Annotated in this window: 18 protein-coding genes; 7 read left to right on the top strand and 11 right to left on the bottom strand. The window is 28.2% G+C overall.

What is annotated here, in order from left to right:
- Positions 1 to 54: 54 nt before the first annotated feature.
- From rnhA to xdhC, 9 genes are all read right to left on the bottom strand, one after another.
- Positions 55 to 546, bottom strand: coding sequence for a ribonuclease HI (gene rnhA / locus Q1X91_RS03160; RefSeq protein ID WP_300753343.1), 492 nt, complete (start codon positions 544 to 546; stop codon positions 55 to 57).
- Positions 547 to 549: 3 nt separating this feature from the next.
- Positions 550 to 1,545 (bottom strand): bifunctional oligoribonuclease/PAP phosphatase NrnA, encoded by a 996-nt coding sequence (locus Q1X91_RS03155; protein WP_300753342.1) that lies wholly within the window; start codon positions 1,543 to 1,545, stop codon positions 550 to 552.
- A 37-nt stretch (positions 1,546 to 1,582) separates the two neighbouring features.
- Positions 1,583 to 1,939 carry a 30S ribosome-binding factor RbfA gene (gene rbfA, locus Q1X91_RS03150; protein ID WP_300753340.1) on the bottom strand — a complete coding sequence of 119 codons (357 nt, stop codon included), beginning with the start codon at positions 1,937 to 1,939 and terminating at the stop codon, positions 1,583 to 1,585.
- A gap of 5 nt (positions 1,940 to 1,944) precedes the next feature.
- Positions 1,945 to 2,424, bottom strand: a complete 480-nt coding sequence (locus Q1X91_RS03145; protein ID WP_300753339.1) for a chemotaxis protein CheW — start codon at positions 2,422 to 2,424, stop codon at positions 1,945 to 1,947.
- 147 nt (positions 2,425 to 2,571) lie between these two features.
- Positions 2,572 to 3,873, bottom strand: a complete 1,302-nt coding sequence (locus tag Q1X91_RS03140) for a serine dehydratase subunit alpha family protein (RefSeq protein ID WP_300753337.1) — start codon at positions 3,871 to 3,873, stop codon at positions 2,572 to 2,574.
- A 102-nt stretch (positions 3,874 to 3,975) separates the two neighbouring features.
- Entirely contained in the window at positions 3,976 to 4,428 is a 453-nt protein-coding gene (moaC, locus tag Q1X91_RS03135) for a cyclic pyranopterin monophosphate synthase MoaC (RefSeq protein ID WP_300753336.1), read from the bottom strand.
- A gap of 25 nt (positions 4,429 to 4,453) precedes the next feature.
- Complete coding sequence (locus Q1X91_RS03130) at positions 4,454 to 5,251, bottom strand: radical SAM protein (protein WP_300753335.1); 798 nt, start codon at positions 5,249 to 5,251, stop codon at positions 4,454 to 4,456.
- On the bottom strand, positions 5,235 to 6,446 hold the full coding sequence (locus Q1X91_RS03125) for a molybdopterin molybdotransferase MoeA (protein WP_300753333.1): 1,212 nt from the start codon (positions 6,444 to 6,446) through the stop codon (positions 5,235 to 5,237). Before Q1X91_RS03125 ends, Q1X91_RS03130 begins: the two co-directional genes overlap by 17 nt.
- A 38-nt stretch (positions 6,447 to 6,484) precedes the next feature.
- Positions 6,485 to 7,345, bottom strand: coding sequence for a xanthine dehydrogenase accessory protein XdhC (xdhC, locus tag Q1X91_RS03120; protein WP_300753331.1), 861 nt, complete (start codon positions 7,343 to 7,345; stop codon positions 6,485 to 6,487).
- A gap of 167 nt (positions 7,346 to 7,512) precedes the next feature.
- Here xdhC and Q1X91_RS03115 point away from each other — a divergent pair, with 167 nt between their 5' ends.
- The 5 genes from Q1X91_RS03115 to Q1X91_RS03095 are packed head-to-tail and all read left to right on the top strand — an operon-like array spanning position 7,513 to position 10,989.
- Positions 7,513 to 7,962 carry an MOSC domain-containing protein gene (locus Q1X91_RS03115; RefSeq protein WP_300753329.1) on the top strand — a complete coding sequence of 150 codons (450 nt, stop codon included), beginning with the start codon at positions 7,513 to 7,515 and terminating at the stop codon, positions 7,960 to 7,962.
- Positions 7,934 to 8,410, top strand: coding sequence for a MogA/MoaB family molybdenum cofactor biosynthesis protein (locus tag Q1X91_RS03110; protein ID WP_300753327.1), 477 nt, complete (start codon positions 7,934 to 7,936; stop codon positions 8,408 to 8,410). Before Q1X91_RS03115 ends, Q1X91_RS03110 begins: the two co-directional genes overlap by 29 nt.
- A gap of 26 nt (positions 8,411 to 8,436) precedes the next feature.
- Entirely contained in the window at positions 8,437 to 9,237 is an 801-nt protein-coding gene (gene modA, locus Q1X91_RS03105; RefSeq protein ID WP_300753324.1) for a molybdate ABC transporter substrate-binding protein, read from the top strand.
- 13 nt (positions 9,238 to 9,250) lie between these two features.
- Complete coding sequence (gene modB, locus Q1X91_RS03100) at positions 9,251 to 9,919, top strand: molybdate ABC transporter permease subunit (protein WP_300753323.1); 669 nt, start codon at positions 9,251 to 9,253, stop codon at positions 9,917 to 9,919.
- 20 nt (positions 9,920 to 9,939) lie between these two features.
- Positions 9,940 to 10,989, top strand: a complete 1,050-nt coding sequence (locus tag Q1X91_RS03095; protein WP_300753322.1) for an ATP-binding cassette domain-containing protein — start codon at positions 9,940 to 9,942, stop codon at positions 10,987 to 10,989.
- Between the two features lie 305 nt (positions 10,990 to 11,294).
- On the opposite strand, the gene hydA is transcribed toward Q1X91_RS03095, so the two are convergent.
- Positions 11,295 to 12,734 carry a dihydropyrimidinase gene (gene hydA, locus Q1X91_RS03090; RefSeq protein ID WP_300753321.1) on the bottom strand — a complete coding sequence of 480 codons (1,440 nt, stop codon included), beginning with the start codon at positions 12,732 to 12,734 and terminating at the stop codon, positions 11,295 to 11,297.
- 107 nt (positions 12,735 to 12,841) lie between these two features.
- Entirely contained in the window at positions 12,842 to 13,819 is a 978-nt protein-coding gene (locus Q1X91_RS03085) for an Rpn family recombination-promoting nuclease/putative transposase (RefSeq protein ID WP_300753318.1), read from the bottom strand.
- A 121-nt stretch (positions 13,820 to 13,940) separates the two neighbouring features.
- On the opposite strand from Q1X91_RS03085, the gene Q1X91_RS03080 reads away from it, so the two are divergent.
- Both Q1X91_RS03080 and Q1X91_RS03075 read left to right on the top strand, forming a co-directional pair.
- Complete coding sequence (locus Q1X91_RS03080) at positions 13,941 to 16,106, top strand: ankyrin repeat domain-containing protein (protein ID WP_300753316.1); 2,166 nt, start codon at positions 13,941 to 13,943, stop codon at positions 16,104 to 16,106.
- A 51-nt stretch (positions 16,107 to 16,157) separates the two neighbouring features.
- Complete coding sequence (locus Q1X91_RS03075; protein ID WP_300753314.1) at positions 16,158 to 17,111, top strand: Rpn family recombination-promoting nuclease/putative transposase; 954 nt, start codon at positions 16,158 to 16,160, stop codon at positions 17,109 to 17,111.
- Positions 17,112 to 17,142 lie beyond the last annotated feature (31 nt).

Genomic DNA, 17,142 nt, shown 5'->3' with positions numbered 1-17,142 from the left:
AATGATATAAATATACGATATTATATATTTTATATCAATTATGTCAATAAGAAATTAACAATACTGAGTTTTTTCATTAAATGAAACTGTTTTACCGCTTTCAATATGCTTATCCATCAAAATATTAACTATTTCATCAGCACGGTTATTTTCTTTATTATTGGAATGTCCCTTTACTTTTATGAACTCTATATTATGTTTACTTGATAATTCAATCAATTTAAGCCAATACTCTTTGTTTTCAACAGGCTTTTTATCGCTTTTTATCCAATTATTTTTCTGCCAAGAGTATATCCATTTTGTCATACCATTAACTAAATATGCACTATCACTATATAATTTAATATTATGAGAATGTTTTAATCTTTCAAGTGCTTTAATAGCAGCCTTCATCTCCATTCTATTATTTGTGGTATTATCTTCGCTTTCACCTATTTCAAGACGCAAATTATGCTTTTCGCTTATAAGTATAGCTCCCCAAGCCCCAAGCCCCGGATTTCCTCTGCAGCCGCCGTCTGTATATATTATAATATTATCTCTTGTCATAAATTATGAATCTAATAAAGCAATTAATTTATCTTTTATCTCTTTTATCAATTTTTCTCTAGTATATTCTTTTTTTGAAACAGAAAAACCAGATGCTTTAGGATGTCCGCCGCCGCCGAAACTCTCTGCAATATCTCTGATATCTTTAGATGCTCTGCTTCTCATACTTACTCTGAAATCATCTTTATTTTCATGAATAATAAAGCCGATAAGAACATCGTCCATTTGTATAAGAGTGTCTGACGCACTAACTCCAAGCTCTTTTATATTAATACCGCAAATACTATCTTCCAGACATATATAGCCTATTTTTCTATCATAGTCTATTATCATTCTTCTATATATTTCCATCAATGCAGATACATCATTTCTAGTATATCTCTTTCTTACAACATTTCCAAGATTTTCCTGTATAACACCTATTTTCATTAACTTTGAACCATAAAGAAGCGTTCTTTCTGTAGTATTGCTAAATATAAAACTTCCAGTATCAGTACAAATTCCACTGTATAAAAGTGTTGCTATTGAAGAGTCCATTTTATCGGCATAATCCTGAAATATATCAAATATTATCTCGCAAGTAGCACCTGCTGAAGTATCATCATAAAACATAGTAACACCTTTAATGTTTCTCACTTTATGATGATCTATGAAAATTACTTCATTATATTTATCTGTAATATCAGAAAGCCAGCCTATTCTATCTATATCTCCTGAATCCAAAATAACTAAAACATCTTTCTTAGGAAGAGTATTTTCATTAACTTCAAAAATTACTCTATCAACAAATAAAACATTTTGCAAATCTCTCTGCATTTTATCAGTATTAACAACAATAGCCTCTTTGTTAAAGATATTTTTTATAATCAAAGATAAAGCAAGACCGGAACATATACAATCGCAGTCTGGATTTCTATGCCCTGTTATTGTAATATTCTGAGCTTTTGATAATCTTTCTATTATCTCTTTTTTTGTTGTATTTATATTATCAGTAGACATTAAATAGGCCTTTAATATATTGTAATGTTTTTATAAATTAATTATCTTCAGGTATATTTAAATTTTTTATATCTGTTAATACCTTGTTAGTTTCTATCAAATTTTTATCATAATGAAATGTTAGATTAGGAACATATCTAATAGTAAGCTGTTTTTTAAGATAAGAAAATATTACACCTTTAGCACTATTAAGACCATTAAGAACCTCATTGTGTTTATCTTCATTAAGGCATACAAAGTAAACTTTAGCATTTTTCAAGTCTTTAGCTGTATCTACTTTAGTAATTGTAACAAGATTATTTTTAATTCTAGGGTCTTCTATCTCCCTCATTATAATCATAGAGAGAGTTTGTTTAATATTTTCATTTACTCTAAGTATTCTATGTGAAGACATATATATTATTTTACTATAGAATTATTAATAGCAGTACTTAAATCATCAAGTTCATCTTTAATAAATACTTTATCTATATCAACTAAAATGATCATCTGTTCATTGGCTTTTACCAATCCCATTATATATCTGCTGTCTATGCCAACATGCATATCTATATCTTCCTGTATATTTTCACTATTTATAGTAAGAACATCAGATACAGAGTCAACAACTAATCCGTATTTTTTATCACCTATAGCAACAACAACGATTACACAGTTTTCTGGATTCATAGGTTCATCAAAATGGAATCTAGCCCTTAAATCTATAACAAGAATTATAGTACCTCTCAAATTAATAATACCTTTTAAATATTCCGGACAATTAGGTATAGGCGAAGGCTGCATAAAATTTAATATTTCCTGAACTTTAAGAATATCTATTCCGTATAATTCGTTATTTATCTTAAATACAAGTATTTGATTTGATATAGCACTACTCATGTTAACTCCTTTAAATCGTACTATAAATTATAATATATAATGTATATAAGTCAAGTAATTTTATTGTTCTTTAATAAACATTTTATATTATATTTAATAAAAATACAATCTATTTAAAAATTAATAGTCACTTTTTTATCGATATAATTAACTTTTACTCTCCATTATTTTGATTATAGTTTTTTCTGTTTCTACCATACCTTCAGAAGCTATAAGCCCCATATTTCTCATAGTATCTTCAGGCGTTTCAGCATTTATACCATGAATAGGAAATATATAAGAACCGCTTAAAGAAAGTTCAACCGCTCTAAATCCTGCATCCAAAGCAACTATAGCTTTCATAACACAGCCCTGATTTCCTCCATCGCATATCATTCCAGTTATTCCAGCTGACATATTGTTAATTATATGAACTATCTCTTTATAATCAGCACCTTTTAAATACCCTATAGCACAGGCAGCCCCAGTACCTCCAGCTATACCGCATCCGCAAAATGCTGAAAGTCTGCCGGAATGCTCTTTTATATACATAGTTATCAAAAAACTCAATGCCGTTGCTCTAAGCAGAATATCCTCACTAAGTTTATTAACTTTAAATAAAGCATATAAAGGCATAGTACATATTATACCATGTGCACCGCTTCCTGTAATACTCATAGCTGGTTTATTGAGCCCTAAAACCCTAGCCTCTATTGCTCCTGCTGTCAGTAAACGTGCTGTAGACATCTCATTATCTGAAAATACTGTATTATTATTCATTTTTAATAACTTTTTTGCTATATCTGTACGCTTTGATTCTAAAGATAAATAAAATAAATCTATATTCATTTTATGTGCTTCCATTATAAAAGATATGTCTTCTATACTAACATTATTTATATATTCTAATATTTCATTTACTGTATAATCAAGTATCTCTTTTGAAGAAATATTTTCTGATTCATTTTCATTTTTTTGTTTTTCATCATCTTCTTTATTAAATATAACAGTATTATTAACCTTTATACTTACAATATTAGTATGATAATCTTTTATAATAACTTCTGCAGTATCCGTTTTAGTTTTAACAGAAGCCTTTATATATATATTAGAGCTCATATCTCCAAGTACAATTTTTATTTTATTTTCATCTATTAACTTTTTAGCTTTATCATTATCTTCATCTTTTACATCTTCCAATGCTTCCAAGCCTTTTTCATAATTTCCAGCAGCTAATCCTAAAGCAGCAGCAAACAGATTACCGAATTCATTTGAATTTGGTATTCCGCAGGTAAAAGCATTTTTATATATACCAGAATTTAATACTATTTCAGCACTTTCTATATCGCCTTTAGTATAGCTTCTAACCTTAGATACTGCAAAAGCTATAGCAGCAGGCTCTGTAACACCTAATGCAGGCTTCATATCATATTTTATTAGAGAAGTTAATCTATTAAGTTTTTCATTCATTTTTAATAACCCATAAGTTTTAATGCTATTTAATTCTAATCAAATAGTATTTTTATTATATAATAAAAACTTATGATAATCAAACTAAAAAAGTATATAATACTAAATCTCTTTTGTTTTTGAAAGTAAAGTAATATCAGATATTCTCATATTTTTGTCAACAGCCTTACACATATCCCATATAGTAAGTGCGGCAATACTAACAGCAGTTAATGCCTCCATTTCTATGCCAGTCTTATGGCTGCATCTTAAGTATGATTTTATTAATATTCCATCTTCTTCTAAAGTAAAATCCAAAGATACTTTTTCTATATTAATATTATGACATAAAGGAATCAAATTAGATGTCTGCTTAGCACCCATTATACCAGCAATTCTAGCTACAGATATTACATCACCTTTTTTTATATTATTTTCTTCTATTAATTTTAAAGTTTCCTTTGATAGATATATTTTTCCGCAAGCCTCTGCTGTTCTTTTTACAATATCTTTATCTCCAACATCAACCATATTGGCACTACCGTTTTTATCTACATGTGTTAATTTATTATTCATATTAACCTCAATTATTATATAAATATTATCCGCCTATCATACTGACAGACTTAACATCGCTGTAAGAACCATTCTCAGGTTTTCCTTCAATACATTTTATTACAGAGCCTCTTATATCATCAAAATCTACTTTAAACTTTATATTACTATGCAGACAGCTGAGTAAATATCCGTCTGATAAAAGCCTTATTCTATTGCAGTACTTACACTTTGCAGGTCTGTCATATTCCAAAGCGTCCTCTTTTTGTTTATTAATATCATAACATTGAATAGTCTGAAGTTCAGCATTGACACTTTTTGCAAAATCTCTTAATAATGGCAGTTCTGCTTTACTCTTCTCATCATATACTACAGTATTAATCTTTAATTTAAAACCCAAGTCAGAAGCCTTATTTATGCCTCTAATAGCATCATATATATTTCCGCCTCTAGTAATATGTTTGTACCTTTCACTATCTAAAGTATCAAGAGATATATTTATAGAATCAAGCCCTGCATTTTTTAATTTTTCTGCCATGTTATAGAGCAAAACAGCATTTGTAGTCATAGCTATTATCTCTACTTTTTCTATACTTCTAATCATGGATATAAGCTCTTCAATGTTTTTTCTAACTAAAGGCTCCCCGCCTGTTATCCTTACCTTTGTTATACCTAGCTCTGAAGCCTCTTTAACTATACTATATATTTGCTCAAAGGTAAGTATTTCATTATGAGATTTTTTTATAATCCCCTCTTCAGGCATACAATATACGCATCTTAAATTGCATCTGTCTGTAACTGATACTCGTATATAATTTATTTCTCTATTAAAGGAATCTAACATCCACTATACTCCCTTTATCGATACAAGAAACACCAATATCTATTTTTAATATACCGTTAGCCTCAGAAAAAGACGATATCATAGAAGAGTTATTATATTTAATAAGATGTACAGACAATCTAGTTTCATCATAAAATAATTTTACAGGTACATACTCAAGCCTTTCAGTGTCTTTTCTTTTAAAATCTTCCAAAAGTACAGCTTTAGTATAATTATTATCATATTCAAGACCTAAACATTTTAATATATAAGGCTTAACCATTATCTCAAAAGTCATAAAAGAAGAAACTGTATTACCGGGCAAAGCAAAAACAGCCTTTTTATCAAGTTTACCAAAAAATAAAGGCTTACCTGGCTTCATAGCTATTCCATGAAATATCTGTTCAACTCCAAGATTAATAAGCTCCTTATGCACGTAATCAAAATCACCCATAGATACCCCGCCGCTTATGAGTATAATATCATTTTCCTTTATTGCTTTTGAAAGTATATCTCTTATTTCTTTTTCATTGTCATCAACTTTTCCGTAAAATTTACTACTACATGATAAGGCAGAAGTTCTTGAAACAAGCATAGGGGCATTAGCATCATATATTTGTCCATCTTTCAAAGCTTCGCCTATATTTGCTATCTCATTGCCTGTAGATATAACAGCAGTATTAATTTTCTTTTTTACTTCTATGTTACTATATCCAAATCCTGCAAGTATGGCAATATCTTTTGGAAACAAGAATTTTTTATATAATATTTTATCTCCAGACTTTTTATTACTGCCTTTATTTATTATATTATTGGATATTTCTTTCTTTGTAAATTTAATAATTGTTTTATTATTCTCTTTTTTTTCTTCTGTCCACTCCACCCTCTGAACTGCATTGCAATTATCTGGTATCATAGCACCAGTCATTATTTTTATACATTCCCCGCTGCCAATACTTATTTTACCGCAAAGACCTGCATATATAACTTTATCTTCATTTAAAATATAGCTTTCTTTATTCTCATCTTCTTTTTTGTAAGCATATCCGTCCATAGAAGATTTACTAAAAGGAGGATCATCATTTAAAGCATAAATATCATTAAGCAAAACTCTATTATAAGAATCAAGTGCAGATATTTTTTCATTACCATAATCTTCGCAATTTTTTAATACCAATTCCAATGCCTCATTCGGATGCAAAAAAGTTCTTCCCATAACAATTCCCATTTATAAATATTTTAAAAAACAAAAAATTATTTTTTTATTTTTCTTCTATTTTCAGATATAGCCCTAGTGAGTATAAGTTCTGCTGCTATACTTATTGCTATCTCTTCTGTAGTTTCTGCCCCTATTGACAAACCTATTGGGGCATGCACTCTCGATATCATTTCATCTGTATAATTTTCTTCTTTTTTTAATCTTTCATGAAGAGTTTTTATTTTATTCTTACTTCCTATCATACCAATATAAGCTGCATTTGTTTTTAGAGCATTTTTTTCTACTATATAGTCATCAGCATGACCTCTAGTTACTATAATTATATAATCTTTATTTGTAATATTTATTTTATCAAATACATTATTATAATCTTCTGCCAATACTTTATATGCATTAGGAAATCTCTCTTTATTAGCAAACTCTTCTCTGTCATCTATAACGATACAATTAAATCCTATTTTATATAAAACCTCTGCCAAATCAAAAGATACATGACCCGCACCAAATATATAAACATTTATTTCTTTATCTTCTATTTCTTTTTTTAGAGTATATATAAAATCTTTATTGTTATTCAAGTATGTAAAAGATATATCTGCACTGCCGCCGCATACCATACCTATTCCGCCAGAAGACTCTGGGCTTAAATTATATTTTTTATTATGATTTTCTTTTTTAGTTAAAAACTCAAAAGCGTCTTTAACAGCCTCAAATTCTAATATACCGCCTCCGATTGTACCCATAGTTTTTTGCTTATTATCTTCATTGTACACTATCATAAAAGCGTCCAATGTTCTTGGAGATGAGCCTGAAGTTTTATCTATTTTTATAAGCTCTATTTCTATATTATTATCCGCAAACTCTAATGCCTTATCTAATATATATTTATTATTCATTTACTTTGACCATAAAATTAATTTCAAATAATATTATAATAAATTTTTTTCAATTTTTAAACAAAATTCTAAAAAAAATTTATTATAATATTGAATATTTTACTTTTTTGTATAAACTTCTAAATAATAGCAGTTTTAAAATAAATGTAAGATAAACGGATAATATGATGGAAAAGAAATATTTTGAACTCGTTTCTTTAAACATATCTAAAAATACAGGTACAGTAAAAACTCCAGTAGATAAAATTACATTAGTAGAAGATAAAGGTGTACTTAATGACGCTCATTTCAATAAATTAACAGACAGACAAGTTTCTATATTGGCAATTGAAGATATTGAATATACAAACAGTAAAATGCAAAGCACTCTTAAAGCAGGCGATTTTGCAGAAAACATCACTACCAGAGGAATAGAGCTTTTTACTCTGCCTTTAGGTACTAAAATATATATAGGTGATACAATATTAGAAGTGTCAAAAATAGGAAAAGAATGTCATAAAGGCTGTGATATAAAAAATCTAGTAGGCTACTGCATTATGCCAAAAAGAGGAATATTTGCAAGGGTTATTAAGGGAGGAGAAATAAATCTTGAGAATACTTGTTATTACTGTTTCTGACAGAGCATATAAAGGAATATATGAAGATAAATCTGGTGCTGTTATAATAAAAACTCTTGAAGAGAAATTAAAAAATAAAATTACAAATATAGAAAAAATTATTATACCAGATGAATTTGATATTATATTAAACACTTTAAAAGAAAATAAAGAAAAATTTGATATAATAATCACAACAGGAGGAACAGGCTTATCAAAAAGAGATGTAACTCCTGAAGCTTCAGAAAGTTTTTGTAAAAAAGAAGTAAGAGGGGTATCTGATTATCTAAGACAAGAATCTATGAAAGAAACTATATTTGCTTCTCTTTCAAGAGTGTATGCTGGTATTAATGATAATATTTTTGTAGTAAACTTTCCCGGAAGTGAAAAAGGTGCTGAGTACTGCACTAATCTGATAATACCTCTTTTGGAGCATATAATAAGTATGATTAAAGGCGAAGGTCATTAAATAAAAATATATAAAAGGTTTAACTTATGAAAAAATTAATACTTATAACTTTAATAATATCGTATATATTTGTATCATGCAGCAATTCAAACACTGCTGATAATAAAACTTCATCATCTAACACATCATCTAATAATAAAGAAATTTTGGTTTTGGCAGCTGCAAGCCTGACTGATGTACTTACAGAATTAGCTAATAATTATAAAACAGAAACAGGAACTCAAGTTACATTTTCATTTGCATCATCTGGTGCATTGCAGTCTCAAATAGAATCAGGAGCACCAGCAGATATATTTTTCTCAGCCGCACAAAAACAAATGGACGCATTACAGGAAAAAGATTTGATAGATACTAATACAAGAAAAGATTTGCTTGAAAATAAAGTGGTATTAATCACTCCTAGTAATTCAAAATTAAATATAAAATCATTTACAGACATAACAAATGCTGATGTTGCCAAAGTAGGACTCGGAGAGCCTAAAAGCGTACCCGTAGGTCAGTATTCAGAAGAAATATTAAGTAATTTATCCATACTTGATGCGGTCAAACAAAAAGCAGTTTATGGTTCTGATGTTAGGAATGTACTTTCTTGGGTAGAGATAGGAGAAGTTGACTGCGGCATAGTTTATGCCACTGATGCAAAAATAGCAAAAGATATTAATATAATAGCAGAAGCCCCTGAAGGAACACATAAAAAAGTTATTTACCCTATAGCTGTAATAAAATCTTCTCAAAATAAAGAAGAAGCTTTAAAGTTTATAGATTATATATCATCTGACAAATCTATAGAAACATTTAAAGCTTACGGCTTTACTGTAATACAATAAGAAATCATCAATTATGCAATATACTCCGTTAATACTGTCTATAAAAACGGCATTTTATTCTACAATAATTACTTTTTTTGTTGGAATATATGCCGCTATTATAGCAGTGAAAATAAAAAAATTTTCATCTCTTTTCGATATAATATTTACACTTCCTTTAGTACTTCCTCCTACTGTTGTGGGATTTTTTCTTTTATTATTTTTCGGGCGTAATTCTTTTATAGGAAGTTTAGCTTATAAATTAGGATTTCCATTTGTATTTACACTTAGAGGTGCAGTATTGGCTTCTTTTATAGTATCATTTCCTCTAATGTACAGAACAAGCAAAGGGGCTTTTGAACAAATAGATAAAAATATAATAAATGCAGCAAGAACATTAGGAAAATCAGAAAATTGGATTTTTTGGAAATTAATACTGCCAAACAGCTGGCATTCTATATTAGGAGGTACTATACTCTCTTTTACTAGGGCTTTGGGAGAGTTTGGTGCTACTATAATGATAGCTGGAAATATACCTAATAAAACGCAGACTATGTCGCTTGCTGTTTATACTGCGGTACAGGCTGGAGACAGAGAGCTTGCTTTTAAATGGGTGATGATAATAGTTGCTATATCATTTATCAGTATAATGTTTATGAATATGATACAGCCTATTTCTAATACTTTTAAAAAAAGATTATAATAAATATACGGCGGTTTATATTGAGTTTAATAGTTGATATAAAAAAGAGATTGTCTAATTTTAATTTAGATTTGCAGTTCGAAGTAAAAAATGGAGTATTCTCTATTTTAGGGGCATCTGGAAGCGGAAAAAGCATGACATTAAAATGCATTGCTGGAATAGAAAATCCAGACAGCGGATATATAGAACTTGACGGAAAAGTTTTTTATGATTCCAAAAAAAGAATTAATATAAAGCCTCAGAAAAGAAATGTAGGTTTTTTATTTCAAAATTATGCATTATTTCCAAATATGACTGTTGAAGAAAATATTAAATGCGGAATAAGGGATAAAAAAATAAATCATAATATAGACTTTATAATGAAAAAGTTTTTTATATATGATATACGAAATAAAAAGCCAAGAGAAATATCAGGAGGCGAACAGCAGAGAACAGCAATTGCAAGAATATTCGTATCATCTGCGAATATATTAATGCTTGATGAGCCTTTGAGTGCATTGGATTATCATATAAAATGGGAATTGGAAAAATTTATATCGTCCAGTATAAAAGAGTTTAATCTTACTACTCTATTTGTATCGCATAACAGAGATGAAGTATACAGACTATCCGACAATATAGGTATAATCAATAATGGAAAATTTGATATAATAGATTCCAAATACAATCTTTTTGAAAATCCAAAGACATATTTTTCAGCATTATTAACAGGATATAAAAACTTCTCAAAAATAAAATTACTTTCAAATAAAAAAATAGAATGCTTGGACTGGAATATTACAATAACGTTAAAAGAGGATAAAGAAAATATTGGAAATGCTAACTATATAGGTATACGTCCGTACTCATTTTTTGATTATGATGATAATTTAAATAATAATATACATATAAAATCTAAAATAACAAATATTACAGAAGATATGTTTTCCTATATTATAACATCAGTACCAATCAATACAAATACTCAAATAACTTGGAGACTTAATAAAGAAAATTATAAAAGTAATTATAAAGAAGGGAATGATTTAAATTTGGGTTTTGATATTGATGATGTTATATTTTTAAAATAAATAATAGACTTGTTTCAAAACTAAATTTATTAATATTTATAAATTTTTAATTTAATATTTTTAAATTATAGTTGGGGCTTTGCCCACCGCTCTGCGTACTTCGTACCCCCCACTTCTTTTTCCTGCCGACGAAGTCCACCTGCGACTGAAGTAAGTACTGTTAAGTATGGTGTTGGCAGCGAAGGAATGTATATTTACAATAATAAGTTATACAACATGCAAAACATTACTTTTATAATTTATAAATTATAAAAATTTTATATATAATCTTGTCAAGTACTTTTGAAACAAGTCTATTATAATTTTTAATTACAGTCAATATCTATATAATCACCCAATTTGAAATGATTATTAAAGTCGGTATAATTATCTAAAGTTTTTCTTTTTATAAACTTTCCGTCCCCCTTACTGCCTAAAAACTTATTATCTTTAAATACTATTTTTCCTCTTGATATAACAGTATCAACAGAACATAAAAGCTCCATTCCTTCATAAGCGGTATAATCGCATGCTCCATGCATATTTGACTTTGTAATAACTGATTTTTTATTAGGGTCTATTATAGTAATATCAGCATCAGCATTAGGTATAATAGCACCTTTCTCTGGGTAAAGTCCGTATATCAAAGCTGGATTATAGCATAAAGTTTCAACGAATTTATTAATTGTTATTCTTCCTTTCATCACTCCTTCTGAAAACATTAGCGGGTATCTCTCCTCTACTCCGCCTGCTCCATTAGGACATTTAGTAAAATTATCTTTTCCTTTAATTTTATCAGTTTCATAATTAAAAGGACAATGATCTGTTGCTATAACCTGAATATGTCCTTCGGCAATAGCTTTCCATAATCTTTCACTGTCTTCTTTTTTTCTTAAAGGAGGAGACATTACAAATTTAAGTCCGTCTTCTCTGTCATACTCTTTATCTGTTAAAACTAAATATTGAGGGCAAGTTTCAGAAAAAATATTTTTATGACCTAAAGCCCTAGCATTAACTATCTCATCAACACTTTTTCCCGCAGAAGTATGTACTATATATACAGGAGCATTTCCAGCTATAACAGATAAATGTATAATTCTATTAACTGCCTCAGCTTCAGCTTCAGGAGGTCTGCTTATAGGGTGATAATGTGCAGAAGTTTTACACTCTTCAACAAATTTCTTTTTTAAATACTCTATGACATAATGATTTTCAGCATGAAAAGCAGAAACAGCATTGAGCTCTTTCATCTTCTTTAATACACGCACAACATTATCATCTTCTATTTTATAGTTATAAGTTAAATAAAGTTTTGTACTTTGCAAACCTTCTTCTTTAGCTAATACTTCAAGACCTTTAAGCACATCTTCATCAACATGCTGTAAAACTCCATGAAAACTATAATCAATAACTGCCTTATTGTCAGCAAGAGTATGATAATATTTTAATTGATGAAATACATCACAGCCTTTAGGTCCGAACCCCATATGATCAACTATAGTAGTAGTACCTCCGCAGGCAGCAGCAATAGTACCAGTATAGAAATCATCAACTGCTCGCCCTATGCCGACATCTATATCCATATGAGTATGAACATCTATTCCGCCCGGCATTACATATTTGCCTGAAGCATCAATAATCTCTGCATCATCGCATTCTAAATCAGCACCTATTTTTGAAATTTTTTCACCCTCTATTAATACATCAGCTTTATAAGTTTCTGAGGCATTAACTACTGTACCGTTTTTTATAATAATTTTTTTCATATTGTATTCCTATTATAACTTTTATTTATTTTTTATACATAAAAAATTTACTTGTAAAAAATATCTGACAAAAACTATATTCATTATCAGATACACATAATTTTTCATTATAGCTCCTTTATTTCCTCTATAGTTAAACCAGTTATTTTACTTATATCTTCAATACTCATATTTATGTTTTTTAGATTTAATGCTATAGTTTTTGCTTTATTTATTTCTCCTTTCTCTATACCTTGTTCTATACCTTCTTTAATACCTTTCTCTATACCTTGTTCTATACCTTCTTTAATACCTTTCTCTATACCTTGCTGAAAGCCTATTTCTATACCTTCTTTTTTTCCTTCCGCTCTCTCATACTGAAGCATAGCAGCCTGTCCGTAAAGAAAAGTATCTCTTTCATTATATGCAGACATCTCTTTTTCATCAGCTACAAATCTTTTATATTTATCTATAACCTTACTCATAATTGTATTTCCTCCTATGAGTTTATTAATATCTTTTTCTAAATCTTTAGTAGTAAAAAAGTCAATCCAAGATAAAAGATTATTACTATTATATTTATCCATACTGGCATTTTTTAATATTTCTGCAAATCTTTTAATCTCTATAAAATGTATCTGAAAATCATCCAGTCTAAGACTAGGATTATTAATATCAGCAAATGTAAAACATTTATGCTCTCTTTTTATATCAGTCTCGCTTCCTATATCTAAATTAAAATTGATAAAACTAATGCTAATCATCTGACTTATATTAATGTATAAATCACTTTCTTTTAACTCAGAGGCTATATTTCTTGCAATATAATACAATATTCTTTTTATAAAATTGTTGTTTCCTACTAACTGTATCTCAACAAGCACTTTTTTACCATCTTTAGTTTTTGCTTTAACATCAAGGATTGATTCCTTTAAATTCTCATTTTCTGCTAAATTGTAAGGATTGATTATTTCAAGATTACTCACAGATTCAAATCCAACATCATTTAAAACAGCATTAACAATATTTTCTAAAATATCCTCATCACCTTCAGTACCAATTAGATATCGTACAAATAAATCATTAAGTCTGTTAATCTCTTTCATAACTTAATTATACTAAAAATTTTATTAATAGCAATTTATAAAACAAAAAAACTATATCATTGACATAATATAATTTTAAATATAGAATGCAGTTATATGAGATAAGCATATGGGGGGATATATGAAAAAGTTATTTATTATATTATTCTTGTTTAATACTCTTTTGTATTCTAAGACTTTAGATGAATCGTTATTTTCCGCTGTAGAGGATAATAATATAAAAAAAGTTAAATCATATTTAGAGCAAGGAGCAAACTGTAATGCATTAGATTCTTATAATAGAACAGCTTTAATAAATGCTTCTGTATGCGGATATGATGATATAGCAAAATTACTTATAAAAGAAGGTACTGATGTAAATATTCGAGATAAAGCAGGTGCTACAGCATTAATGTATACTGCTAGAGATACAAATTATGAAATGGTTGAATTTTTATTAAAAAATGGTGCCGATGTAAACATTAGAGATATAGAAGGAGAAACTGCATTATATTATACTATTGAGCATAATAGTCGCGGACAAGAAAATGAAACAGAAAATGCTATAAAAATACTTAATTTATTAATAAAATACGGTGCTGATGTAAATACTAAAAACGATGAAGGAGCATCTCTTCTTGATGTATCCTATAGAATTTCAGAATCTTTTGATAAAAATAAAGAAATGTTTAAAATATTAGTTGAAAATGGTTTTGATTTAGAGTCAAGAATAAAGGCGGATAGATCTGATTATGATTATACTCCTTTAATGATTGCTGTTTATAAAGAAGACTATGATATGGTTAAATATTTGTTTGATAAAGGTGCCAACCCTAATGCAGCAAATAATGAAAACAAAACAGCTTTAATTATTGCTAATGATGATGGAAATGGAAATTATGATATTTCAAAATTACTTATACAACAAGGTGCCAATATAAACACACAAGATGAAGACGGTTGTACAGCATTAATGTACGCTGCTGTAAGCGGAAACTATGAAATGGTTAAATTTTTATTAGAAAATGGTGCCAATATAAATATTAAAGACAATGATGGAAACACTGTATTATATTATAATATTTATTATGATCATTATGGAGAAGAAGAAATGCTAGAAAATGCTAAAAAAATATTTAATTTATTAATAAAATACGGTGCTGATGTAAATACTAAAGACAATGATGGAGCATCACTTCTTAATAAATCTTATAGAGCTTCAACAGCATTGGCACAAAATAGGGAAATGTTTAAAGTATTAGTAGAAAATGGTTTTGACTTAGAATCAAGAATAAAGGCTGGGGAGCATTATCCAGAAGATTATGATTATACTCCTTTAATGATAGCAGCTTTAAGAAATGACTATGATATGGTTAAATTTTTAGTTGAAAAAGGTGCCGATGTAAATGCCAAAACACATTCTGAATATAGCTCAGTAGTAACTCCCCTATTACTCTCATTAGATTATGAACATATTGAATCTAGATATGATGAAAATTCATCTGCTGCAGAATTTTTAATAAATAATGGTGCCGATATAAATGTAAAAAATAATCATGGAGAGACACCTTTAATGTATGCTTCCAAACTTCATAATATAAAAGTGGCAGAACTTCTAATACAAAAAGGTGCTGATATAAATGCTTTCAATAATTATGGAAATACAGCCTTAATATATGGTGTAAATAATTTAGAAACAGTAAAATTATTAGTGGAAAATGGTGCTGATGTAAACTTTTATAAAGGAGGAAGTACTGCTTTAATATCAGCATGTGACTATAGTCCTGAAAGAAATATAGATGTAATAAAATATTTAGTTTCAAAAAAAGCCAATATAAATGCACAAGATAATAAAGGAGACACAGCTTTAAATAAAACTCTTGATACTTCAGATGAAGGAAGTATTGATATACTAGACTTTGAAATAGCTCATTTTTTAATAGAGCAAGGTGCTGATGTAAACATAAAGAATAAACGAGAATATACTCCTTTAATATATCTTGGTATGGGTGAAGGTAATTTTAATAATAAAAGTTTTCAGGAATATCGTATAAAATTAGCTGAAGTTTTATTAGAAAAAGGTGCAGATATTAATGCTCAAGATTATAATGGATACACTTCTTTAATTTGGGCTTGTGCATCATCAGGATCAAGGTTTGCTGAACCATTTGTCAAATTTCTAGTAGAAAAAGGAGCCGATGTAAATATAGAAAATGACCATGGAGATACTGCTTTAGATATGGCAGAGTATTTTAAACTTAGAAAGATTACAGGTATTCTAAAAAAAGCTCAAAGAAATAGAAACTAAATTTTGATGATTAAACTTGTAACTTTATAGTTAATTTAGTATAATAAAGCTATGAAAGATTTAGATAAATTAAAGCAAATACTAAATGAAACAGTTACAATAAATAATTTAAATAGAATTAATGATTATTTTATACGCTATTTATTTTCACATAAAGGCAATGAAAATATAGCTTTAAATTTCATTAATGCTGTATTTAAAGATTTAAACTTTGAAACTTTTAAGAAAATAGAAATACTTAATCCTTTTAATATAGCGGATAACTATGATGAAAAGGAAAGTATTGTAGATATAAAAGCAACAACAGAAACAGGTATAACTGTTTTAATAGAGATACAAGCTAGAGGAAATGAAGATTTTATAAAAAGAGCTTTGTATTATTGGGCTTATAATTACAGCAGCAGTTTAAATAGAGGTTCTTTTTATGATGAATTAAAAGCAACCGTAAGTATCAATATTACAAATTTCATACTTACAAATGAAGATAAAGTACATAGCTGCTATGTTTTAAAAGAATTAAATAATAATAAAATTCTAACAGATCATTGTCAGATTCATTTTCTGGAGCTGCCTAAATTCAATTTAAAAAATATTTCTACAATAGAAAGTTTAGATAATATACATAAAGAATTCATTTCTTGGGTAAAATTTTTTAAAGGAGAGGATATGTCTATCTTAATGAAAGAAAATACTATATTTGAAGAAGTAGAAAAGAAATGCCGTATATTTGTTAATGATAGTCCAGTAATGGATAAATATAAAAAGCGTGAAGTGGATACTTATTTTTTTGATAAAAGTAGAGAACTAGACTTGAAGAAAGCAAAAGAAGAAGGAATAATTGAAGGTATAGAACAAGGTATAGAACAAGGTATAGAACAAGGTATAGAACAAGGTGAAAAAAATAAGGCAATATCTATGGCTAAAAATATGAAAAATAGAGATATGGATTTAAATCTTATCAGTGAATTAACAGGATTGAGTATAAGAGAAATAGAAGAACTATAATAAAAACTTGTAAGTGTATAATAAATATATT

It is taken from the genome of uncultured Brachyspira sp. (assembly GCF_949287625.1).
In the GTDB taxonomy this organism is placed as follows: Bacteria; Spirochaetota; Brachyspiria; order Brachyspirales; family Brachyspiraceae; genus Brachyspira.
Note: the sequence above shows the minus strand (reverse complement) of the source record. Positions and strands in the feature narration are given on the sequence as shown.